General features: G+C 46.5%; 21 protein-coding genes. 7 read left to right on the top strand and 14 right to left on the bottom strand.

Features of this window, described 5'->3' with window-relative positions; all coding sequences use genetic code 11:
* Window positions 1-35: 35 nt before the first annotated feature.
* Window positions 36-1,298: a histidine--tRNA ligase gene (gene hisS / locus L9P36_RS02835; protein ID WP_237464741.1), complete on the top strand. Its 1,263-nt coding sequence runs from the start codon at window positions 36-38 to the stop codon at window positions 1,296-1,298.
* An 84-nt stretch (window positions 1,299-1,382) separates the two neighbouring features.
* Here hisS and L9P36_RS02830 read toward each other — a convergent pair whose 3' ends face one another.
* Window positions 1,383-1,541 carry a hypothetical protein gene (locus L9P36_RS02830; RefSeq protein WP_237464739.1) on the bottom strand — a complete coding sequence of 53 codons (159 nt, stop codon included), beginning with the start codon at window positions 1,539-1,541 and terminating at the stop codon, window positions 1,383-1,385.
* A gap of 226 nt (window positions 1,542-1,767) precedes the next feature.
* On the opposite strand from L9P36_RS02830, the gene yjjX reads away from it, so the two are divergent.
* A complete protein-coding gene (yjjX, locus tag L9P36_RS02825) occupies window positions 1,768-2,295 on the top strand; it encodes an inosine/xanthosine triphosphatase (protein ID WP_237464737.1) in 528 nt (175 codons plus the stop codon).
* Window positions 2,296-2,440: 145 nt separating this feature from the next.
* Here yjjX and trpR read toward each other — a convergent pair whose 3' ends face one another.
* Both trpR and sltY read right to left on the bottom strand, forming a co-directional pair.
* A complete protein-coding gene (trpR, locus tag L9P36_RS02820) occupies window positions 2,441-2,758 on the bottom strand; it encodes a trp operon repressor (RefSeq protein ID WP_237464734.1) in 318 nt (105 codons plus the stop codon).
* 17 nt (window positions 2,759-2,775) lie between these two features.
* Entirely contained in the window at window positions 2,776-4,719 is a 1,944-nt protein-coding gene (sltY, locus tag L9P36_RS02815; protein WP_237464732.1) for a murein transglycosylase, read from the bottom strand.
* A 141-nt stretch (window positions 4,720-4,860) separates the two neighbouring features.
* Between sltY and ettA the strand changes: the two genes are divergently transcribed.
* Entirely contained in the window at window positions 4,861-6,528 is a 1,668-nt protein-coding gene (ettA, locus tag L9P36_RS02810; RefSeq protein ID WP_237464730.1) for an energy-dependent translational throttle protein EttA, read from the top strand.
* 426 nt (window positions 6,529-6,954) lie between these two features.
* Window positions 6,955-7,938 (top strand): M23 family metallopeptidase, encoded by a 984-nt coding sequence (locus L9P36_RS02805; protein ID WP_237464728.1) that lies wholly within the window; start codon window positions 6,955-6,957, stop codon window positions 7,936-7,938.
* A gap of 94 nt (window positions 7,939-8,032) precedes the next feature.
* Here L9P36_RS02805 and radA read toward each other — a convergent pair whose 3' ends face one another.
* On the bottom strand, window positions 8,033-9,412 hold the full coding sequence (gene radA, locus L9P36_RS02800) for a DNA repair protein RadA (RefSeq protein ID WP_237464726.1): 1,380 nt from the start codon (window positions 9,410-9,412) through the stop codon (window positions 8,033-8,035).
* A 130-nt stretch (window positions 9,413-9,542) separates the two neighbouring features.
* Between radA and L9P36_RS02795 the strand changes: the two genes are divergently transcribed.
* On the top strand, window positions 9,543-11,891 hold the full coding sequence (locus L9P36_RS02795; RefSeq protein ID WP_237464724.1) for a PilZ domain-containing protein: 2,349 nt from the start codon (window positions 9,543-9,545) through the stop codon (window positions 11,889-11,891).
* 70 nt (window positions 11,892-11,961) lie between these two features.
* Here L9P36_RS02795 and serB read toward each other — a convergent pair whose 3' ends face one another.
* The gene (gene serB / locus L9P36_RS02790) at window positions 11,962-12,948 is read right to left on the bottom strand and encodes a phosphoserine phosphatase (RefSeq protein ID WP_237464723.1); all 987 of its coding nucleotides are present in this window, start codon (window positions 12,946-12,948) and stop codon (window positions 11,962-11,964) included.
* A gap of 122 nt (window positions 12,949-13,070) precedes the next feature.
* Between serB and L9P36_RS02785 the strand changes: the two genes are divergently transcribed.
* On the top strand, window positions 13,071-13,841 hold the full coding sequence (locus tag L9P36_RS02785) for a YtjB family periplasmic protein (protein WP_237464721.1): 771 nt from the start codon (window positions 13,071-13,073) through the stop codon (window positions 13,839-13,841).
* 66 nt (window positions 13,842-13,907) lie between these two features.
* On the opposite strand, the gene L9P36_RS02780 is transcribed toward L9P36_RS02785, so the two are convergent.
* From L9P36_RS02780 to L9P36_RS02760, 5 genes are all read right to left on the bottom strand, one after another.
* A protein-coding gene (locus tag L9P36_RS02780) for an IS3 family transposase (protein WP_237464719.1) occupies window positions 13,908-15,106 on the bottom strand; the annotation gives its coding sequence in 2 pieces (ribosomal slippage) (window positions 13,908-14,776 and window positions 14,776-15,106; 1,200 coding nt in all).
* Window positions 15,107-15,198: 92 nt separating this feature from the next.
* Complete coding sequence (locus tag L9P36_RS02775) at window positions 15,199-15,627, bottom strand: type IV pilus modification PilV family protein (RefSeq protein WP_237464717.1); 429 nt, start codon at window positions 15,625-15,627, stop codon at window positions 15,199-15,201.
* On the bottom strand, window positions 15,620-16,897 hold the full coding sequence (locus L9P36_RS02770; protein ID WP_237464715.1) for a hypothetical protein: 1,278 nt from the start codon (window positions 16,895-16,897) through the stop codon (window positions 15,620-15,622). Before L9P36_RS02770 ends, L9P36_RS02775 begins: the two co-directional genes overlap by 8 nt.
* A 4-nt stretch (window positions 16,898-16,901) precedes the next feature.
* The gene (locus L9P36_RS02765) at window positions 16,902-17,564 is read right to left on the bottom strand and encodes a PilW family protein (protein ID WP_237464713.1); all 663 of its coding nucleotides are present in this window, start codon (window positions 17,562-17,564) and stop codon (window positions 16,902-16,904) included.
* The gene (locus L9P36_RS02760) at window positions 17,545-18,066 is read right to left on the bottom strand and encodes a GspH/FimT family pseudopilin (RefSeq protein WP_237464710.1); all 522 of its coding nucleotides are present in this window, start codon (window positions 18,064-18,066) and stop codon (window positions 17,545-17,547) included. The genes L9P36_RS02765 and L9P36_RS02760 overlap by 20 nt, the downstream gene beginning before the upstream one ends.
* 127 nt (window positions 18,067-18,193) lie before the next feature.
* Here L9P36_RS02760 and L9P36_RS02750 point away from each other — a divergent pair, with 127 nt between their 5' ends.
* The gene (locus L9P36_RS02750; RefSeq protein ID WP_290368662.1) at window positions 18,194-18,619 is read left to right on the top strand and encodes a type IV pilin protein; all 426 of its coding nucleotides are present in this window, start codon (window positions 18,194-18,196) and stop codon (window positions 18,617-18,619) included.
* A gap of 21 nt (window positions 18,620-18,640) precedes the next feature.
* Here L9P36_RS02750 and L9P36_RS02745 read toward each other — a convergent pair whose 3' ends face one another.
* From L9P36_RS02745 to rpsO, 4 genes are all read right to left on the bottom strand, one after another.
* Window positions 18,641-19,447 carry a M48 family metallopeptidase gene (locus tag L9P36_RS02745; RefSeq protein ID WP_237464708.1) on the bottom strand — a complete coding sequence of 269 codons (807 nt, stop codon included), beginning with the start codon at window positions 19,445-19,447 and terminating at the stop codon, window positions 18,641-18,643.
* A 30-nt stretch (window positions 19,448-19,477) separates the two neighbouring features.
* Window positions 19,478-20,350, bottom strand: a complete 873-nt coding sequence (nlpI, locus tag L9P36_RS02740; RefSeq protein ID WP_435532756.1) for a lipoprotein NlpI — start codon at window positions 20,348-20,350, stop codon at window positions 19,478-19,480.
* 99 nt (window positions 20,351-20,449) lie between these two features.
* The gene (pnp, locus tag L9P36_RS02735) at window positions 20,450-22,570 is read right to left on the bottom strand and encodes a polyribonucleotide nucleotidyltransferase (RefSeq protein WP_237464704.1); all 2,121 of its coding nucleotides are present in this window, start codon (window positions 22,568-22,570) and stop codon (window positions 20,450-20,452) included.
* Window positions 22,571-22,817: 247 nt separating this feature from the next.
* Complete coding sequence (gene rpsO / locus L9P36_RS02730; protein ID WP_237464702.1) at window positions 22,818-23,087, bottom strand: 30S ribosomal protein S15; 270 nt, start codon at window positions 23,085-23,087, stop codon at window positions 22,818-22,820.
* Between the last annotated feature and the right edge of the window lie 86 nt (window positions 23,088-23,173).

Below are 23,173 nucleotides of genomic sequence, written 5' to 3'. Positions count from 1 at the left end.
AAAGCTGATTTTCCGCAGCGCTAAATGGAGTAACTATGAGTAAGATCCAATCGATTCGCGGCATGAAGGATGTCTTGCCGGAAGAAACACCACTGTGGCAGTGGCTTGAAACTGTGGTTCGTCGCATGACCCACAGATATGGCTACCAAGAGATCCGTCTGCCACTGCTTGAGCCTGTGGCCCTGTTTGAACGCGCAGTGGGTGAGTCCACTGATATCGTATCTAAAGAGATGTATAACTTTTTAGATAAAAGCGGCGAACATATTACCTTGCGCCCAGAAGGCACCAGTGGTTGTGTACGTGCAGTGATTGAGCACAACATGTGTTATCAATCGACTCAGCGTCTTTGGTATCAAGGCCCAATGTTCCGCTATGAGCGCCCACAAAAAGGTCGCTTGCGTCAGTTTACCCAACTGGGTGTGGAAACCTTTGGCATGCCAGGGGCTGATATCGATGCTGAATTGATCTACATGGTCTATGACATGTTTAAGGCACTTGGTGTTGCCGATCATGTTCGCCTTGAGATTAACTCACTGGGCACCCCAGAAGAGCGTACCGCGCACCGTGCTGAGCTCGTTGCCTACTTTGAAGCGCATAAAGATGAGCTTGATGAAGATAGCCTACGCCGCCTAGAAACTAACCCACTGCGTATTTTGGACAGTAAAAACCCAGAGATGCAGGCGATGATTGAAGGCGCGCCAAAACTATTAGATCACTTGCAAGATGAGTCGCGCGCGCACTTTGAGCAGCTTTGTAAGCTCCTCGACAGTGCTGGTATTAGCTACACCATCAACCCTCGCCTTGTGCGCGGTCTTGATTACTACACCCGCACCGTATTTGAGTGGATCACTGAAGAACTGGGCTCTCAAGGAACAGTGTGTGGCGGTGGTCGTTATGACGGCTTGGTGGAAATGTTTAGCAGCAAGGGCTTACCGGCTTCTGGCTTTGCCATCGGCATCGAACGTCTATTGCTCCTGATTCAAACGGTTGGCGCAGATAAGCATGTTGCGCAGGTACCGGATGTCGTGGTGACCTATGAAGACAGCGAACATCATATCGATGCGCTAGGTTTGGCTCACGAGATTCGCCAACAACACGAGCAGCTTCGCGTTTACAGCGATTTTGCTGGCGGCAAACTCAAACGTCAGCACCAACGTGCGTTGAAATCAAACTGCCGCGTCATTGTCACCCTCAATGGCGATGGTGGCATTGGCCTATGGGCACCGCAAGCTGAACAATCGGTTACTGTGGAGCGTCACCTGCTTCATGACAGCCTCAGCAAGCTACTCAAAGCATAAACTCCCCCACTCCTGTGTGAAGCGCGAGAGCGCTTCTGCCCAAACCGCAGCTTCGGCTGCGGTTTTTTTATATAGCCAACATAATCAACCCAGCACAAATTGCATACCGCGCTTTTTAACCACCAATATGCTGCTCGACAATGACAGGCTCAGCAAAACCATCAGCTCAGGACGCCAAGCCATTGCTTGTACGCTGCCACCCGCAACCATACGCAGGCCAATGCCAGTGATCGCCTCACTCAAAGGGCAAGCCGCGAACTTCTTCTACTTACATACTCATCAGGATCATTGGACGCTGAGTCATGACCAAGGTGGAGCCATCTGCTGTCAGCCACATCAAGCGCTGATATATAGCTATTTAATTCAAGCTATTTGGCGCTATAGGGATTCATTTGTATCACCCACTCAGCTGACATAAACCGCAAAAGACCATAGACTATGGCTGGGATTTTCTTAAGGAATCAATATCGTGTTAACTGTGGTCGTGGGCTCAAACAATCCAGCCAAAATCAATGCAGTCAAGCAGGCTTTTTCTCAATGCTTTACGCAGTCTATTGAATATATTGGTGTCGCAGCGCAAAGCGGCGTGGCCGATCAGCCTTTAAGTGATAATGAAACCAAGCTAGGCGCACTAAACCGCTTACAAAGCGCTGCGCAGCTACATCCCAATGCCGATTTTTATGTCACCATGGAAGCAGGAATCGACAGCGGTCTCACCTACGCATGGATTGCCATTCGCCAAGGCGAGCAGCAAAGTGCCACCCGCTCAGCAGGCCTTCCCCTGCCGCCAAAGGTACTGCATCGAATTGCGCAAGGCGAAGAGCTTGGTGATGTGATGGATGCACTCTTTGCTACTGAGAACATTAAGCAAAAAGGCGGTGCGATTGGTCTTTTAACGGATCATCTACTGACCCGCAGCAGTGTCTATGTTCAGGCGATTATTTTGGCGCTCGCCCCACACCGCCACCCGGAGCACTACCTCGCTCAGAACGGCTAAACCAAGCGTGGCGATGCTGTGTGCAACGAAGTTGTATAGAAAAAGCCGGATACAACGAACACAAAGCACAGTTCAGCCAGCCAAGTCGCGCAGACAAGCAGATATAAAAAAGGCGCCCCATGGCGCCTTTTGCGATCGATATGACCTATTCAGTTTCCAGCAGCTGTGCCTGCTGCTGCAGCTGAGACTTCAACCGAGACTTCAATGCTTCAGGTTGTTTTTTCAGTTCATTTGAGCCGCGAGTAATGGTGGCAATCCCAACCCCCAACATCTGGCTAATTTGTCTCTGACTAAGATTCCCTTCCAGCAATTCATGGACAATGTTCATGCGTGCTAATAGCGCATCGCGCTCATCTTGTGTCAAGAGTACGGAGAGCACTTCATCAAGCTCTGCACTGGTTTGACTTTGATTGAGATACGCAATCACATTGTGCCATTGAGTAAATTTCGGTTGTGCTGTCATTTTTCCCTCACGCTCGGTTAATAACGGCGCGCCATTTCATGTGGCTGTAACAACTGTGATGGTTGATTGAGTAGGGTACGATAATACACCTCAAACATCAGCACATTTTGCACATAACCGCGCGTTTCATTGAATGGAATGGTTTCAATGAAGGTCACCGCATCAATCTCACCTTGGGTGCGGCCCAGCCATTGTTTCACGCGATGCGGGCCAGCATTGTAGCTAGCAAAGGCCAAAATACGGTTGTTCTCATGCTTCTCAAGCATCTGTTTGAGATAGGCACTACCCAAACGAATATTCACTTCTGGGTTATAGAGGGTATCCACACCTTGGAAATCATAATCAATGCTTCTCGCCGTCGCCTTAGCCGTCGCAGGCATCAGCTGCATCAAACCACGAGCACCAACATGTGAGCGCGCATTAAACTGCAAAGCACTCTCTTGGCGCGCAAGCGCAATCAGGGTTTGCCAAGGTACATTTTGCTGCTGGCTGTAATGGGTGAACCACCAGCGATGCGCCATTGGAAAACGTAACGACATCTGATCCCAGTGACGGCCCATAATGGTGGCGCGAATAGCAAAGTGATGCCACTCCTTCTCACCAGCCAAAGCCGCTAGATTGAGCTGCGTTTGACGATCGCTGCGCGCGAGTAAGTACTCCCACTCACGTTTCGCATCATTGAGTTTACCGACCAAGAGCAGCTCTTCGACGCGATCAATGACCTTTTGCGTTTCTGGGGTAAAGGTCAACTTTGCTGGCGCTTGCTGAGTTGGATAAGTAATGGTTTTGCCTAACTCTTCGGCGGCAATGGCGCTATAAAAATCACGCTGACCCACAATGCCTGACAGCAATTTTTTCGCCGTTGCATGATCGCCTTTTTGCTTGGCTAGACGCGCTCGCCAGTAGGTCCACTTCGGCGTGTTTTGCGCAGATTTCGGTAACTTTTTAATCCAGCGCTCAACCCCTTTCCAATCTGCTTTTTCCATGGACAGACGAATACGCTGCTCAATCACTGGGGTATGCGTACTTTTGGCAAAAACTTTTTCACGCCAAGCAATTAAAGCGGGATCTGAGCTACGAACCAAACGCATAGCAATAAATTCCGCCATCTCTTGGCGCTGCGCTTTGTTGTAGTGCTGACCATCCATGGCGCGCTGATATTGGCTCACCGCTTCGCGAATGTCTTTACGAGTTAAGCGCTTCATCGCGGCCATGACTAAACGTTGATTACGTTTCGTGACTTTACTTTTTTTCGAAAAATCAGCTGCCTTGTCTGGATTTTGATACAAATCAGCAATTTCATCACCCTGCGCTTTGACGCTAGATGACAATTGCTTTTGCAAATAAGTAATCAGTTTGGGGTTGCCATAGGCATAGGCCAAGGACATACGGTCTAAAATTTGGCTGTTGCTGCGACCGCCATTGGCTTGCCAGCGTTCAAACAGGTTGTCACAGGCACCGCTGACCGAACGGCCGCTATACCACAGTTTCTTTGCCCCTTGCCAGGCGGCACTGTAGTCGCCGGTATGATATTTGGCGGTGTAGTAATGACATTGCAAATACTGACTTTTCGGCACCTCTGGCTGAAAAGTGAGAAAATCAGCCCATTTCCCTGCTTTAGCCAATTGCTGCATATAACGCGCACGCACCGTATTGGTCAGTGGAAAGTCGGGATATTGGGTCACAAACGCCGTTACTTCTTGTAACGATTTATTTGGCAATTGCTCAATAAAGGCGTTGTAGTCCAAGTAAGGCGTCAATGGATATTCCGTAATTTGCTGGCGCAAATGCTGGTAGGTATTCCACTGTGCATTGTCCAAGGCTAATTTGGCTTGGATATAGTAAATACGCTGCTTAGCGAGGGGTGTTTCCGTTGTCGTCGACGCCTGAGCGGGGCTACTGACGGCAACGCCCCACATCATCGCTGCGGCGATTGTGGCGCGAGGCAAGCTGACTTTCATATCTGGTTTCCCTTTTTAATGCATCAAAAGACGGTGCATCTTCTTAGCCTAGCGTCTTTTGGTCTGAATGCTGTTACACTTGCGCGATTCCTGGGTAAAATACACCCATCTATTTTTCAATGACGAGTGACGAACCAGACTATGGCTGAATACGTATATACAATGTCGCGCGTGGGTAAGATTGTGCCACCTAAGCGACAGATTTTAAAAGACATTTCTCTAAGTTTCTTTCCTGGCGCCAAAATCGGTGTTTTAGGTCTGAATGGTGCCGGTAAATCTACACTTTTGCGCATTATGGCGGGAATTGATACCGACATTGAAGGTGAAGCACGTCCTCAGCCTGGTTTGAATATCGGTTATCTTCCTCAAGAGCCTAAATTAGATGAAGAAAAGACCGTTCGTGAAGTGGTTGAAGAAGCCGTTTCAGATGTCAAAAATGCACTCACTCGTTTAGATGAAGTGTATGCGCTCTATGCTGAGCCAGATGCTGACTTTGATGCGCTGGCAAAAGAGCAAGGCGAGCTTGAAGCACTGATTCAAGCCAAAGATGGCCATAACCTCGACAACATGCTGGAGCGTGCAGCCGACGCCCTTCGTTTGCCAGAATGGGATGCCAAAATTGGTCTACTTTCAGGGGGTGAGCGCCGCCGTGTGGCGATCTGCCGTTTGCTTCTAGAAAAACCAGACATGCTGCTACTCGACGAACCAACCAACCACTTGGATGCAGAATCTGTGGGCTGGCTAGAGCGCTTCTTGGTCGATTACAGCGGCACCGTGGTTGCGATTACCCATGACCGTTACTTCCTTGATAATGCTGCAGGCTGGATTTTGGAACTGGACCGTGGTGAAGGTATTCCATGGGAAGGGAACTATACCTCATGGCTAGAGCAAAAAGATGCACGTCTACAACAAGAAGCATCACAAGAAAAAGCGCGTCAAAAGACCATTGAGAAAGAGCTTGAGTGGGTTCGTCAAAATCCAAAAGGTCGTCAGGCTAAATCAAAAGCGCGTATGGCTCGCTTTGAAGAGCTCAACACCACAGATTACCAACGTCGTAATGAAACCAACGAGCTGTTCATTCCACCAGGTCCACGCCTAGGTGACAAAGTCATTGAAGTGAATAACCTCACCAAATCATTTGGCGATCGCGTACTGATCGACAACCTGTCATTTAGCGTCCCGAAAGGTGCCATTGTTGGCATCATCGGTGCCAATGGTGCCGGTAAATCAACCCTATTTAAGATGCTAAGCGGTACCGAGCAGCCAGACTCAGGCTCTATTGAAATGGGTGAAACCGTGCAATTGGCATCGGTTGAACAGTTCCGCGATAGCATGACCGACACCAACACGGTTTACCAAGAGGTGTCTGAAGGTGCAGAAATCATTCGCATCAACAACTTTGAAATTCCAGCCCGTGCTTACTGCTCGCGCTTTAACTTCAAAGGCGGCGATCAGCAAAAACGCATTGGCGAGCTTTCTGGTGGTGAACGTAACCGCGTGCATTTGGCCAAGCTACTCAAAGCAGGCGGTAACGTACTGCTCCTTGATGAACCAACCAACGACCTAGACGTTGAAACCTTGCGTGCTCTTGAAGAAGCGCTGCTTGAGTTCCCAGGTTGTGCCATGGTTATCTCGCATGACCGCTGGTTCTTGGACCGTATTGCGACGCATATTTTGGATTATCGTGATGAAGGTCAGGTGAACTTCTTTGAAGGTAACTTCACCGAATACAGTGCATGGTTGAAAACCACCTTGGGTGATCAAGCCAACCAACCGCATCGCATCAAATATAAACGTATTGCCAAATAACCCTGTGATGCCATTCACTTAACCCGTGAATGGCAATTGCATAACAATTTGACAAAATCGCATCGGGGTCGCATTTAGCGACCCCGATTTTCATGGTAGATCGCATCAATAAAAGCGAATTGAGCGAAAACTCATACTTTTATACTTTTATGCTGGTTCACCAACCCCTTAGTCCATAGAATTGTTTGTTATGTCAGCGTAGCGTCATAATCTTCATCTTTTGAGCGCCTGAAGTGGTGTTGATTTCATCGTTTTTTGGTTATGATTCGCCGCCTTGCTGACAAAACGTGCAATAGCTGACGAAAAAAACACGCTGTTTTAACGCAGCAAATGCACCTAATTGCTATGGTCATTGCAGGTTCAACCTGCACTCTTATTCATAAGAGCATGACCATCACGAATTAAAAGACTCATAAGCCAAAAACGATGCAAAACCATACTCATATTTCAATCTCCACGAAAAAAGGGACACAGCATTTTCGGCTTGGAAAGCAGTTCAAACGCTCCTTAGTCCTATCATTGCTGGCCTTTACGGTAACCTTGGTTCTTTCGGTTGCTGGCTCATATTTTCTATATGGCCAACTGACCGAAGAGAAGAATGTCATTAATAGCCAAGAAGGCACCATTAGCTCATTACAAAAGCAACTTGAAGATGAATATCAAAATGTGATGCATCTTGAAGAGGAGCTGGATCGTAAGTCTCAAGAATTTAAGTCGCTCACACAGCGTATGGGCGATGTGGAGAACGTCCTCGGCTTAGAAGAAACCGATGCCGATATGCCGCTTGAGCAGCGTATGGATGTAGCCGCCATCAACTCAGCCGTGCGTAATACCATGCTGCAGCTGATTCCAAGTGGCTCACCTATCAAATACAACCGCCTCTCATCAAGCTTTGGCACCCGCGTTCACCCCGTCACTCATAAGCGTCAACGCCATCTTGGTATTGATCTGACTTGTAAACGTGGCACCGACATCATCGCGCCAGCAGATGGTGTGATTGAGTTGGCCCGTAAGAGCAAACAAGGCTACGGCAACCTCATTAAAATGCGCCACTCCTTTGGCTTTATGACCATGTTCGCGCATATGCATGAGTTCAAAGTGAAATCTGGCCAATTTGTGAAAAAAGGCACGGTACTCGGCACCTGTGGTAACTCAGGTAATTCCACCGGTCCACACTTGCATTATGAAGTGCGCTTCCTTGCCCGCCCAATCAATCCAAAACACTTTATGGACTGGTCTTCCACTAACTTTGATCAGCTCTTTGAAAAAGAGAAAAGTGTTCATTGGGCGTCTTTAGTTGAGCTTGTCGGTGGCATTGTAGCCGTACCTGTTCAGCTGACCACCCATGATGATGGTTCAAGCACCTTAACTGTGGCCAATAAAAAGCCGCCTCAAGATGTCAAAGGCTAATCGTTACAGCTGAGCAACAGCAAGGAAAAAGCTGAGACATACAAACAAAAAACGCTGCCAAGGCAGCGTTTTTTATTGCTCTATCGATACCTGATTAATCGAGGCTCGACAAGATATCTAAAGCATCCGCTAACTTGCTCACAGCAAAGACTTCGATGCCTTCCATCTTTTGTTTCGGGGCATTGGCTTTCGGTACAATCGCACGGCGAAAACCATGCTTTGCCGCTTCCATCAAACGCTCTTGACCGCTCGGTACCGGACGAATCTCCCCCGCCAAACCCACTTCACCAAAGACCACAAGATCCTGCGGTAGTGGGCGCTCACGAAAACTAGAAATCAGCGCCACCAGCAAAGCCAAATCGGCACTGGTTTCGGTGACTTTGACACCGCCCACCACATTGACAAAGACATCCTGGTCAGCCATTTGTAGGCCGCCATGCTTATGTAGCACCGCCAATAACAGCGCCAAACGGTTTTGCTCTAAACCCACAGCGACACGACGCGGATTCGACAACTGGGAGTAATCTACCAAGGCTTGAATCTCAACCAAGAGCGGGCGCGTGCCCTCCCAAACCACCATCACCGAACTACCAGAGGTTTGCTCTTCACCGCGCGTCAGGAAAATAGCTGAAGGATTACTCACTTCACGCATCCCCTTTTCAGTCATCGCAAACACACCTAGCTCATTGACGGCGCCAAAACGGTTTTTATGACTACGTAGGGTGCGAAAACGCGTATCACTGCTGCCATCAAGCATCACCGAACAGTCGATGCAATGCTCCAGCACTTTCGGTCCGGCCAAGGTGCCATCTTTGGTGACATGACCAACCATAAAAATAGCCACATTATTTTGCTTAGCATAACGCGTCAGCGCTGAGGCAGACTCACGCACCTGCGCCACACTGCCGGGTGCAGATTGCACATCGGCGACATGCATCACCTGAATCGAGTCGATCACCATAATTTTCGGCTGCTCTTTTTTCGCTACCTGGCAAATGGTCTCAACACTGGTTTCTGACAGCATTTTTAATTGATCTTTTGGCAGCCCTAAACGCGAGGCACGCAGCGCCACTTGCTGTAAGGACTCTTCACCGGTGACATATAAGGTGGGCATCACACTGGCGAGATAACACATGGTTTGCAGCAGCAAGGTGCTTTTACCTGCGCCCGGGTTACCACCAATCAAAATCGCCGCCCCTGGCACAATGCCGCCGCCAAGAACACGATCAAGCTCCTTAAAGCCGCTACTAAAGCGCGGTAGTTCAGCTAAATCGATGCTATCTAGGGTTTGTACTTGGCTGGCTTCACCGCCCGCATACCCCATAAAGCGCTCATTTCGCGCCACTTGGGGAGAGGCAGACAAACGTACCTCTGTGATGGTATTCCACGCGCCGCAAGCATTACACTGCCCCTGCCAGCGCGGAAAATCTGCACCACAATCATTACATACATAGGCTCGTTTTACCTTGGCCATGACCTCTCCTGTTTGTTTTTGAGTCACTTGCTCTGTTCAAGCTCACTTTTATGCCATTTGTTCGATAACAAATTCAAGAAATCGGCGATAATGCCGATAGCATAATAAATGGAATCGAATACTCGCGAACATGCCGCAAAACGATTATAACGGACTGATTGAACAATTAATCCCGCTTTATGACGATCCCGCCTTTGCAACTACTCTGGCGCGCTTTACTAAGGGATTGCCCCCATCGGCTGAGCTCATCATTAAAATGGAGCTTAAGCGTTTGTATACCCCTTGCACCAAGCCCATTGACCTGCGCGGTCGCGTTCAAGGCGAATGTCGAAAATATCGCCTCAACCAAGTTGAGCATTGGCTTGATGATGTAGCGGTCAATCTTTATCCCCGCGTTTTAACCCGTTTTGGTAACCGTTATACGCAGGGCTGCTGGGAGATGCTCACCCAGACGCATAACAGCTATCGCATGATTGAGCAGCGCCGCAAACAGCAGATTGAGCCTAGAGCCACGCAACAAGAGGCGATTCCCCACAACGAAGTAGAAGGGATCCGTTTTGGCCACTACCTTGCGCGCCGCGAGTCTCGTTTACAAATCGCCACCATTGCTTTTATCAGCTTGCCTGAAGGCCAGCAGTTACATGGCACCACCAGCGATATCTCCAGCTCAGGCGCGAAAATTAAAGTGCCAAGTTCTTTTCGCTACAGCCTGGGCCAAGTACTACGCATTAGCTTTCCAGAGCTGGCGGCAGACTGCCCCAATAGTCCACTTGAAACCGGTATTCGTTATCGCATCTTAGGCATTGATGATCACCAAGACAGCGCCATCAAATGGCTTCGCCTTTGCTTAGTGGATGAAGAGCCACTCCTCGCGCCAGTGCTGGAAGCGAAAATCAAACAGCACAAAGGAACACGCCACGATATTGAAGATGTATTGCTGCAAACACGAATCAGCGGTTATGAGCAGTACTATCTCAATCACAGCAATACCTTGCCGCTGTTTTTTGCGGGTAATGAACTCAAATATGTTCAGCTTTCTAGCAATAACCAATCGCTTTGGAACTACTGGCACGACGAGCGCAAACAGCCTGTGATGCATCACCTGTTCCATGCCGATCGCATGGCCAGCCTTGCTTGCGCCGGATTAAGCCACAGCCGCGCGTTAATCTATTGTTTTGATCATATTCATCAGGGCAAACGCTATTTTTATAGCGCCACCAGCACAGAGCTCAGCCCTGAGCAACGACAGCTGTTTTGGCATTTGGGTGCAACCCGGCCTAGCTGGCGCGTATTGCGCCTCACCATGCATCAATTGCTGCCCAATGAAATTGATGCGCTAAGCCAAGATGGCATGCCCATTGCGCCTTCCATTAAAGCACTGACGCATATTGGCCTATTGCAAGACATCACGCCAAGCAGTCGCGGTGAGGATTACTTACGCGTTTCCAAACCCACCACGCCATCAAGTTCACTCAATCATTTTTGCCATGGTCGCCACCATAAGCATCAGATTGAAACTGTGTATTTAGATCGCAAACCCAAACGCAAAGAGCCGCGCTACCACTTTAAAATCGCAGTACGTATTGATGATACCCAAGGCAATACATTGGCCGATGGTGAAACCATCGACTTCTCTGCGCGTGGCTTAAATATTCAGCTGCAAAGTCCTGTGCACCTGACCAGCGGCAGTCAAATTTGTGTCAGCTTTCCAGAGCTACAACAAAAAGATCCCAATGCGCCACTGTCACAACTGCTTTATAAAGTGGTGCAGTTAAGTCCATGTGGCCACAATATTCGCATGACGGTGGAAGATTCAGTGGATCGCCATCAAGGGGAGCGCTTTTTACGCCGATTGATTAACTTTAACCTTGAAAAATTGACCATTGAGCAAGAGCAAATTGCTGCCCAAGATCTATTGAATCATATGCATCAGTTATTGCTGCCTCGGCTAAACAGCCTGCCTTTCTTTAGCAGCAAACAGGATCATAAAGTGACCGTCAAAGTTCTGGGCGTTAATTTCCCACTGGCGCCGCTGCCTAAACTGCTCCAGCAATGTAGCCATAGCCGCCATTTTTCTTTGGCACCGCTGCTCGCATCGCGCCAGCAGCAGCTGTTGGTTACACCGGTACGCCAGCGTGATAAACCACAGGGCCTGATGACAGAAATCTACCTTGCTGCGATCTTAGAATCGCACCAGTTGCCCAAATTAGTCGCTAAATTAGAGTCAGATTTTGAATCGGTACAATCGAGGATTCAATTTATTCACCAAGCACAAAAAGTCGGTCAATTTTTCGCACTGCGCTTTCATCACAGCCCAATTAGCGCTCGCCCTATTGAGCTCAGGCAAGCCCTTGAGAAATTGGCCAAGGCTAAATTACACCGCGCGCGCGCCATTGAAGATGAATTTACCAATCTTGTCGGCTGTGGTGAGCTCATTGATATTACGGATGAGGTGTTAGTGCGCTTAGAAATTGGCTAATCAGCGCTTGTGACCAAACCAACAAAAAAGCCGCTTTATGCGGCTTTTTTATCTTCAATGAACGCGATATTTAAGGCTGCGACTGCCAGCTAATCTGCTGCATCAGCAAAGATGCAGAAAGCAGACAGATCACCCCGCCAAGTTGCGCATGACGCAGTGCAACGGGCGCTTGTGCCACGACTTTCGGTTTTGCATGAAAGGCCACTCCAAGTCCTGATGCAGCAATCATCGTCAGATCATTAGCGCCATCACCAATCGCCATGGTGTTACTCATATCAATCTCAAACTGCTGCGATAATTGACAAAGAATATCCGCTTTAGCCTGCGCATCAACGACATCACCGAGCACTTTTCCAGTTAGCTTACCGTCCACAATTTCCAAGCTATTGGAATAAGCTGCATCCAAACCAAGCGTTTCTTTCAGATAATCAGAAAAGAAGGTAAAACCGCCAGAAGCAATGGCCACTTTCCAGTCATAGGCTTTAAGCGTGTTCACCATCTCACGCAGCTCAGGCATCATGGGAATATTGTCACGAATGGTCGCGAGCACACTGGCATCGCAACCATTTAAAGTGCCGACACGCTCATGCAAACTGGCTTTGAAATCCAGTTCGCCCTGCATGGCACGCTCAGTCACTGCGGCCACTTTTTCACCCACCCCAAAGGCTGCTGCAATTTCATCGATGCACTCGATTTGAATCGCCGTCGAGTCCATATCCATCACGATAAGACCAGGCGATTTCAATGTCGGCAGATCATTTAAAGCAAGACTATCGGCGCAATCTAAACCCAAAAGATCAGCGGCTTCCACTACCGCAGCAGAATAACCATCAGCGATCAGTGCGACTTCATAGTGACCGACCTTCCAGCAGGCAATCACACCCAGCGGCTGCTGCGCCACCTGCGCAAGATTTTCTAAAATATCGCCATCAAGGTAGTTTCCAAAGAGCAACCACGCCTGCGCCATTGAACGACCTTGCGTTTGAACAAAGTGAGACGTAAGTCGCTTGGTGAGGCTAATATCCTTGCCGATAGACAATAAATTGGTTGCATCCATTGCATCTATTCCTTTGATTTTTAGAGAGAGTTGCGTGTTGTTGCTTTTTTTACCGACAACCCGCACTATGGGGCCATAGTTATATCACAGCTCCATAGGGGAGCAAAACAGCGGAAACCAGCATGCGCAGTGTTCAAATCAAATGGCAGCAAGCGATGCAATATATCGTTTTAGCCTTAAGCCTTGCCGGCATCTCGATGATGATGGCCAGCACCCATCGTCTAAACCAGCAAAATATGACTCAGATTGATCGTCAGACTGAGCTTTTATCCCAAGTACTGGTTCAGCAAGCCGCTGATAGTGTTGCGCAATCTGTGGTCAATGATGATCCTGAGCAGCTACAAGTGCTGCTCAATCAGCTCAGCAAAAGCCCCTATATCTATGATGCGGCTGTATATGATTTAAGTGGCGTACCGCTGGCACAATCAAGCGAAGCAAAATCCGTAACCGAGCTGACCGGCCTTGCCACGCCCCTTGGTGTGGCGTCTATGGGGCGCAAGCAATGGGTTTCAGAAATTAAACATCAAAATGAGCGTGTTGGTTTTGTACGCATTACCCTTGAACAAGGTAAATTAGTCGCACCTGCACAAAATAAGCTGCAAACCCATATCGATAGCCTTCGAGTGATGCTGGTCTTTGCCATTATCATCGGTATTGTTTTAGCGGTGACCTTCTATTCGCAAAAACGCTGGCTTCGCTCCCCTTTCCATATGCGCCCAGCACCACTGAAGCATCGTAAGAAACGCAAGTTAACCCCGATTGATGAAACGCAGAACAGCACTTCAGACAATGAATCAGCGCCACAATCTGATACATCTGCGACGATACAAGCCGAGGCTGCTAGTTCAAATGATGGCAATCAGTTACAAGCAACTAAGAAAGATAATGAATAGAACCAGCATCTTTTTTATTCAGTGATGAAATGAATGATGTCTCGTCCTGATATAGGTTGACAGATTTTAAGTATAAAACGCCCGATGTACTTCATCGGGTGTTTTGTATTTCAGTGCCGTATGAGGCCGCTGTTCGTTATACAAAGTCACAGATTCAGCCACCATTCTTCTGGCTTCCTGCAAATCCCTTGGTGTTATTAGCAAATACTCCTGCTTTAAAATCCCATTCACTCTTTCTGCCAATGCGTTTTGATAGCAGTCATAGCCATCTGTCATTGAACATGTAATGCCATGTTTTTGATGCAGTGCTTGATACTCTCGAGAGCAGTATTGAATGCCTCGGTCTGAATGATGAATCAGCGCTGTGCTTCTTCGTTTACTCTTCAGTGCCTTGATGAAGGCTTGCTTTACTGATTGGGTCTTTAAGTTATCGTCCACGTGATAACCCACAATCTTTCGAGAGTAAGCATCAGTAATAAGGCTTAGGTAGGCTTCACCATTATGCGTGGGAAGATAGGTAATATCTGCCACCCACAACTGCTCAGGTTGATTGGGTTTAAATCCTGCTTTGAGATAGTTTTGATGGCAATAGAAGTGATGTCGACTGTACGTCGTTCGATGATAGGCGCGTCGGTTGGGCACCAGTAATCGATGTTGTTTCAGTAGTGAAAACAAACGGTCTCTACCAATTAGTAAGTGGCATTTGGAAAGTAGAAACTGAAGCTTTCGAGTCCCTATTCTGGGCTGGTTGATTCGCTTAAATTGAACAAATTCAAGGATACACCATTCATGCTGATGGCGAAGACGCGCTTGATTACAACGCTTATAGAAGGCTTGTCTGGTAATCCCAATAAACCGGCAGGCTTTGGTTACTGTAAGCTTTGCGAGCGTTTTTTCCTTAATAACTCGGCCTTGCGCTTTTTTGACAGACGAACTCCAAAGTCACGATCCATCACCTTAATCACCGCCTCAAAGAAATCAGCCTTAAGCTGCATCTCTTCAAGCTCACGCTCAAGTGCTTTGATTTTTTGCTCGGGAGTCAGTGTGGTTGGCATAGTCTCTCCTGTTGGAATATGAGGTGTTCCTTGATTCCAATCTAGACGGCCATGCTTGCGAAGCCAAACTAAAACCGTACTTCGACCTTGGATGCCATAGCGCTCTTGCGCTTGTGTGTAGCTTAGCTCGCCTTTTTCTACTTGGTCGACAACAGCCAGTTTAAAGGCGAGGGAGTAATCTCTTTGTGTTCGCTTGTGGGTTGATTTCATAACACTCTTCAATTTGATGGTCAGAAAGTGTCAACCTTATTTAGGACGGGTCATGATAGAAAATAAAGCCACGCTATCCGTGGCTTTTAAAATCAATATTTGCTGTACCTAGAAATAGCAGTCTGCAATTGTAAACTCTGCTCTATGTTATATTGGTCTTGCCATGTCACTGTAAGTAGAATTTCTTTTAAAGAAAATGTCGGAGTTAAGGCTCCGAGCTCAGGGATTGAGTCCGTAACAACCCAAGACATATGATAGTCAATATCATTAACAGTACTAACTTCCGATCCAGTTACGATGTCATCATATGTAAAATAACTTCCCACACTAGGATTATGAGACTTAAAAAATTCAAATTTATTTTCAGCTTGTTGCAATGCAATCATTGCACCATAGGCATATTCATTTTTTTGACCCAGGTATGCTTGTATTTTAACCAATCCAACCACCCCAACCATAACTAAAGCTAAAGCAATGAGAACTTCAATTAAACCAAAACCACGCACTTTAAAATTAATCATAATCCCTCCAACTTCCTTTTACCCAGCTTGTTCTATAAGATGGTGGTGCCAATGCTGCAAAGTCAAACATTAATTTTGTGGATGCTTTAATTAATGCAACACCTTCTGGAGCATCCATGACATACCCACCCGTAGGGAAAAAAGAGCCAGATGTATAATAAACGACTCGATGATGATCTGCTCCTGTCAATTCAGGAAATACACTCCAAGTTAATTGAGTCCCCGGAATACTATACCATTGAGCTGTGCGAGCTGGATCTGCTGGTACTGGATTTTCGAAGAAGTGATACAACGTACCATACATCGAAAAAGCTGCACTTGTATGAAAAATTCCATTAGCAATCACAATTAACTTCGGAGTACTAGTGTCTTGCAGCTTTGTCTGTGAATGTGTCGCAGAGCCTAAATCACAATCACCATTGATCCATATGCGAGGTTTACTTGGTAACGCATTTGCAATTTGCGCATCGCAATTAGCACCAGGATTATTCAATATAATATCAAATTCGCGCTTATCCTGACTAACCGCCTTCCAATCACTGCGGTCTCTTTCAAATCGACGATAAAATGGGTTTAAACCCGGCTCAAATGATATATCTTTCTTCACACTAGTTGGTGGTGTAAAAATACCTCCTACAGGAGGTGCCACTAAATAAGTTGGGCCTGTAACTGTTTTATAATCAGGTTTACAGGTTGAAGGCCATGTTGCCGAAAAACCCTCAAAAGGATTTGTTGGCATGATTGTATTGATGTTTGATGAGTATAATTTTGTTTTAAATTTAATACTAGAGCATGAGTATGTATCGTCTACTGTTCGCGTATCCTCAAGAGTTGCAGGAGATATTTCAATTGTCCCATATATATGTAAATCAGACGCAGCTTCAATTGCAGATAACCCAGCAATACTACTCTTTTGATATTGCCGATGCAGTTTAACACCATCAACAATTGATGAGCGTAGCTCATGTTTCGTACTCGTTATACGTTTCGCGCTTACTGACAAAATTGAATTATCGATAACGCTATTTTTAGTGCAATCATCATATGCAATATTGTCATAATTAAAAGTTGTTTCATCTTGATATGAAACACTCAATGCGCACTCTAACCCCCCCTCAGCAAACCATTTTTGTTGCGCGCGAGTTATTTCATTTTGAGCACGCTTCATCTGATGCATAGATGAAGTAGAAAAGGCCATAGTTAGTAAAAGGGCAACAACAAGCAACATCGAAGAAACCAATAAAGTTGCCATTCCTGATTGTCTATTCATAATATTAATCCCAGTTTCTAACTTTAATTTCACGCTGAATGGTTGTTTTCATCGCATGATCATGTCGTAAACGACCTTCCAAATGAACAATTATATAATTTGACACTTGCTCACCCTGTGTTACTTTTTTCTGCTCTAATTTAAAATGAGTAATTTCAACCACATCAGGATCTGTTAATGGCGGTGTATATTTGGAATTACAAAGTGCCATTGTCGCAACGCCTGGGTTTGAATTTTTCACCCAAAATAAACTTTGGACGCCATGACTTTCATCAATAAAAAAAGCACCATTTTGATCACTTAATGCACCACCTGGGATTTTTCGACGATAGATATAATCAATACAATCACTACTTACAGGTACACTGGCAGCAGGATGGACTGTAACTGATGTTGTCGCACCATTTAACTTTGAGGTCTCTCCAGTAGATTCACTATGGCCTGCGCGACCTATTTCCAAAGCCATAATAGAGATAGCATCATTTAGGCTTTGATAAAGTGCCATACGTTTCATTGCGACCGTAGAGTTCTTCATTCCTGATGTATAAACCGTTCCAACAATACCAATAACAATTAACCCTAGAGTCATCGCTATCAATAATTCAACCAATGAAAAACCCAGTGAGCCTTTTTGAAATGAAAATTTACTAACAGCTTGGCAAACCATATGCTTTTCCTCCTACGGCACATTTTCTTACGCGACCATTTTGCAAATAACTAACTGATACAGTTGATGTATCACCGGTGAAAACTTTTAAGCTTCCCCCTTGATTAAAAGAGCCACGCACCGGATCAACAGATATCAAATCATTTCCAGTGTAAGAAAATTGAATTCGTTTATTTTTCTTTGATGATGTGAAAAAAGGCCAACTACTGATAGCTGAATTATCACAACTTTTAGGTGGATCATCCCATGCGCCAACAACAACACACCAATCACCACCACCACCTAAAATGTGAACATACGCAAGCTTATTCTGCATCACCGCAAAAGATTTTGCTTGTGTCATAGTCCACTGTAACTCATCAGCGACCTTGAGTAGTCGCCTTGCTTCTATCTGTCCTTTAAAACTCGGAGCAGCCGCGGCAACCAGTACTGCAAGTACAGCGATTGCAATAATCAATTCAATCAAAGTAAAACCTTTGGATATTCGAGCCATTCGAGCCATAGCGCAGTTTCCGATGTAATTCTATTGAGACAAAAAACGAGTATTGCTAATAGAATATCACTGCTTGACAATGACAGTCTTAGTTGAAAGATGGATTCACGAGTAGACTCAAAGAGTGGTGAAACAAATGAAACGAAATTGCATAAAAGGATTTACCCTACTAGAGCTTGTAGTTGTCGTCGCTATTATTGGAATATTAGGTGCGATCGCATATCCGAATTATCAAAAAAGTGTTTTGAAAAGTTATAGGAATGAAGCACAAGGCTCTTTAGTTAAACTACAACTTTATATGGATTATGAATTCACTAAGAATCGCAGCTATCCAGTAGCAGCAGGAACAGTAACAGATGTTTCATCAACAACTTGTGCTGACTGCAATATTAGTTTTGAACGCTATAGTTTTGCCATACACCGCCCAAGTAAAGCGACTGGAGGTGAAATTTTCTATATTGTCGCCACCCCAACTAGTATTCAAGCGGATGACGAATGCGGCACACTCACCTACAACGCAGGAGGCTTAGGCACTGCAACGGGTGGTGACCACTGCTGGTAATGCAAACTATCTAAGATAAGATCACTTCAAAAAGCGCTCGCAATCGGGCGCTTTTTTATTGTATTGCGGAAGTCGAGCCTGTGTGGCTTTCAGATCGCGAATGCGATGACTGTATGAGGGATGTGTTGAAAGTAGCTCGGGGGGCTGCTGACCTTGCGAGGCTTTAGCCATATTCTGCCACAGCGCGATACTTTGGCTTGGGTCAAATCCAGCTTGCGCCATATAGTCGAGGCCAACCACGTCGGCTTCGCTCTCTTGCTCTCGTCCATAGGGCAGTAAGACACCGACCTGCACACCTAAGCCAAGTGCTTGCATAGTCAAATCATGGTATTGGCTATAGTCGCTGCCCGCCACAGCAATACTGGTGATTTGTAATCCTGCATTGGCCAATTGCGAGCGAGAAAGACGTTCATTACTATGCTGCGCGACCACATGCGCAATCTCATGACCAATAACGGCAGCAAGTTGATCTTGAGTCCTAGCGACATTCAAAAGACCAGTATAAACACCGATTTTTCCGCCAGGCAGTGCAAAGGCATTGACTTGTGGGCTATCAAATACAACCACCTCCCACTGCTGAAATGAGCCGTCCCTTGGCACATAAGGTGTGATTGCATTGGCCACACACTGAACGTAAGCGTTCACTTTTGGATCGCGCTCTATATTTTCTTGCTGCTTGATCTGCTCAAAAGATTGCACACCCAGTGCGGACATCTCTTGTGAAGAAAACATCAATAGCTGATTACGGCCGGTTGGAGAGGCACTACAAGCCAGCAAAGCACTACAACCTGCAGCAATCAATGCCCCTTTGACCGTATTTGCTCGCATGACCTCTCCTATATTTTTTGCTGCTACCTTTTACTTCGCAGTCTCATGGGCGTTTGCTTGGTTCATTTGCGTTTGCAAAATCCCTTCCAGCTCTAAGAGCGCATAGCGATGCTCGACAAAATCTTGCACATTAGCGGCCATGGCAAGCTTAAATAGATCAAATGCCGCCTGCGTTTTGCCTTCATGGAGATAGCGTTTACCTAAGTAAAAATAGGCTTCACAGAGTCGTTCAGCAAGCGCGCGGTTATCTGGTGCGGTGCTAATTAAACCTTTGATAATCGCATCATCACTCTGTTTTTGTCGGTAAATTTCCACCATATACCAACCCCAGCCCTCTTTTTTCGCGGCCTGATAACGCGACTCTAAGTTGGCTTTTGCCTGCTCTGGTTGGCTTTCCATTTCATTCAGATAGAGCCACAAAATTCGATAAGGATCGTTTGGGTTATTCTCATAATGGCTCAGTAAATCTTTTTCAGCGAGCTGATAACGCTTGCCGTAATAAAATGCGATACCGCGATTACGTAGCGCAAAATCATGGCTTTGATCCAACTCTAAAGCAGAACTAAAGGCCTGATAGGCCATGTCATACTCGCCACTTTGGGTAAAATAAACCCCAAGCTGGTTGTACACTTCTGGCTGTGCTGGCATCAAATTTAAAGAGGCTTCGTAGTCAACCCGGGCGATATCACGTAGGCCAAGGTTGTCATAAACCAAGCCACGGCGAAAATAGAGCTGAGCGCGAATATCATCGTTTAGATCTGGTTTCGCTAAGATTTGATCAATACGCACGAGCTGCGCTTCTAGCTCAAGTGTGGGCTGAAGTGGAATCGCCATAGGCGGCGCTTGCCAGTAAGTATCACTACTGTTTGTTAAGGCACTACATCCCGTCAAACTGAGATACATCAGCACAGCGAGAGACAACGAAATTAGACGAGACAAGTGATTCTCCAAAAAGAAAAAGGGGCCCTTTGGCCCCTTTATAGCATGTTTTCAACCGAATGGTTAAGCGTCAGAGCTCTCACCTTCAGACTGCGCCGCAAGATCTGCAGCTGCTTCTTTCATACTTAGACGAATGCGACCTTGACGGTCAACTTCGATCACTTTGATCTGAACTTCTTGACCCATAGTTAGGTAGTCAGACACTTTCTCTACGCGCTCTTCAGCGATTTGAGAAATGTGTACCAAGCCTTCTTTTGGACCCAATACAGAAACAAATGCACCGAAATCAACGATACGGGTTACTTTACCGGTGTAGATACGACCCACTTCAACTTCAGCAGTCAAAGTCTCGATACGAGCAATGGCTGCTTTCGCTGCATCGCCATCAGTCGCTGCGATCTTCACAGTACCGTCATCTTCGATTTCGATCGTTGTGCCAGTCTCTTCAGTCAAGGCACGAATCACTGCGCCACCTTTACCAATCACATCTTTGATCTTCTCTGGGTTGATCTTGATGGTGTGAATGCGTGGTGCAAATTGAGAAATATCTTCACGGTGACCCGCAATTGCTTGATCCATTACGCTCAAAATGTGCAGACGTGCACCTTTAGCTTGGTTCAATGCAATTTGCATGATCTCTTTGGTGATACCTTCAATCTTGATATCCATTTGTAGTGCTGTGATACCTTGGTTTGAACCCGCAACTTTAAAGTCCATATCACCAAGGTGGTCTTCATCACCCAAAATATCAGAAAGAACAACGAAATCATCGCCTTCTTTCACAAGACCCATCGCGATACCCGCAACAGATGCTTTGATTGGCACACCTGCGTCCATCAGTGATAGTGAAGTACCACATACAGATGCCATTGAAGATGAACCATTTGATTCAGTGATTTCTGAAACCACACGTACTGTGTATGGGAATTCATCTTGGCTTGGCATCACAGCAGCGATACCACGTTTTGCTAGACGACCATGGCCGATTTCACGACGCTTAGGTGAGCCGATAAAGCCAGTTTCACCCACACAGTATGGAGGGAAGTTGTAGTGCAACAAGAAGTTGTCAGTACGCTCACCAGTGATTTCATCGATGATTTGCGCATCACGTTGAGTACCAAGGGTTGTGGTCACCAACGCCTGAGTTTCGCCGCGCGTAAATAGTGCAGAGCCGTGAGTACGTGGCAATACGCCAGTACGTACGTCTAGTGCACGAACCATGTCTTTTTCACGGCCATCGATACGTTTTTCACCAGCGATGATGCGGCTACGAACTACGTTCTTCTCTAGGCTACCAAGCAGATCTTTGATCTCACCGGCATCTAGGGTGTCATCTTCTTCAATCAGCTGCTCAACAACAGCTTTCTTGATTTCACCAACGGCATCGTAACGCGCCATTTTTTCAGTGATTTGATATGCTTCAACGAAACGCGCTTCAGCAAGCTCTGCCACTTTACCAGCAAGCTCAACGTTTTTCGCAGGTGCAGTCCAATCCCATGCAGGGGTAGCCACTTCAGCTGCAAACTCTTTAATCGCATTGATCACAACTTGTTGTTGCTCATGACCAAATACAACCGCTGCAAGCATTTGCGCTTCAGAAAGTTGATCGGCTTCTGATTCAACCATCAATACTGCGTTTTCAGTACCTGCAACCACAAGGTCTAGCTTGCTATCTGCAAGTTCAGCGATGCTTGGGTTCAATACCAATTCATCGTTGATATAACCAACACGTGCCGCAGCAATTGGGCCGTGGAATGGAATACCAGAAATAGATAGCGCAGCAGAGGTACCGATCATTGCAACAAGATCAGGGCTCACAGCAGGGTTTACAGAAACCACAGTTGCAACCACTTGAACTTCGTTAGTGAAGCCATCAGGGAATAGCGGGCGAATTGGACGGTCGATTAGACGCGCGGTCAAAGTTTCGCCTTCAGATGGACGGCCTTCACGCTTGAAGAAACCACCAGGGATTTTACCAGCAGCGTAAGTACGCTCTTGGTAGTTGACGGTCAATGGGAAGAAATCTTGGCCTTCAACTGCTTCTTTTTTACCTACAACAGAAACGAACACAGCTGTGTCGTCCATGCTCACCATCACAGCTGCAGTTGCTTGGCGAGCCATTACACCCGTTTCTAGAGTGACGGTGTGATTACCATATTGAAATTGTTTTACGATAGGTTTCACGAATTATTCCTTCTTCGTAGATGTCATGCATCTATCAAATATTGCAGTTCACTCACACAGTCCTATCGCGACTAATACAAATACACGAGACAAACACGAAGCGTGCTGATACATGCCCTTGTAATAGTCGCGACCTCATTGGTCGACAACAGACGGAAAGTGGAGAAATGAATCTGCCCCTTAGCTATTTTTACAGGGTCTTAGAAAAAAAGAAAGGGGCCAAACGGCCCCTTTCTCATAAGCGTGATTAGCGACGTAGGCCAAGACGCTTGATTAGGTCTTGGTAACGATCTAGATCTTTACGCTTCAAGTAGTCAAGAAGTTTACGACGACGTGAAACCATGCGAAGTAGACCGCGACGGCTGTGGTGATCGCCTTTGTGCTCAGAGAAGTGACCTTGTAGGTGGTTGATTTGTGCAGTTAGCAGTGCAACCTGTACTTCTGGTGAACCGGTGTCGCCTTCGCCACGTGCGAAATCAGCAACGATTTGAGCTTTCTTTTCTACGCTCAGAGACATAATAACTCTCCTAATAGAGTGTGTTTATAGTATGTGCCAGCCAATCTCTGATTCAGCCGACACGCGAAATAGCCGAAGGATTCTAA

The organism is Vibrio stylophorae (genome assembly GCF_921293875.1).
GTDB classification, from domain to species: Bacteria; Pseudomonadota; Gammaproteobacteria; order Enterobacterales; family Vibrionaceae; genus Vibrio_A; species Vibrio_A stylophorae.
This window is presented reverse-complemented; position numbering and strand designations above follow the sequence as displayed.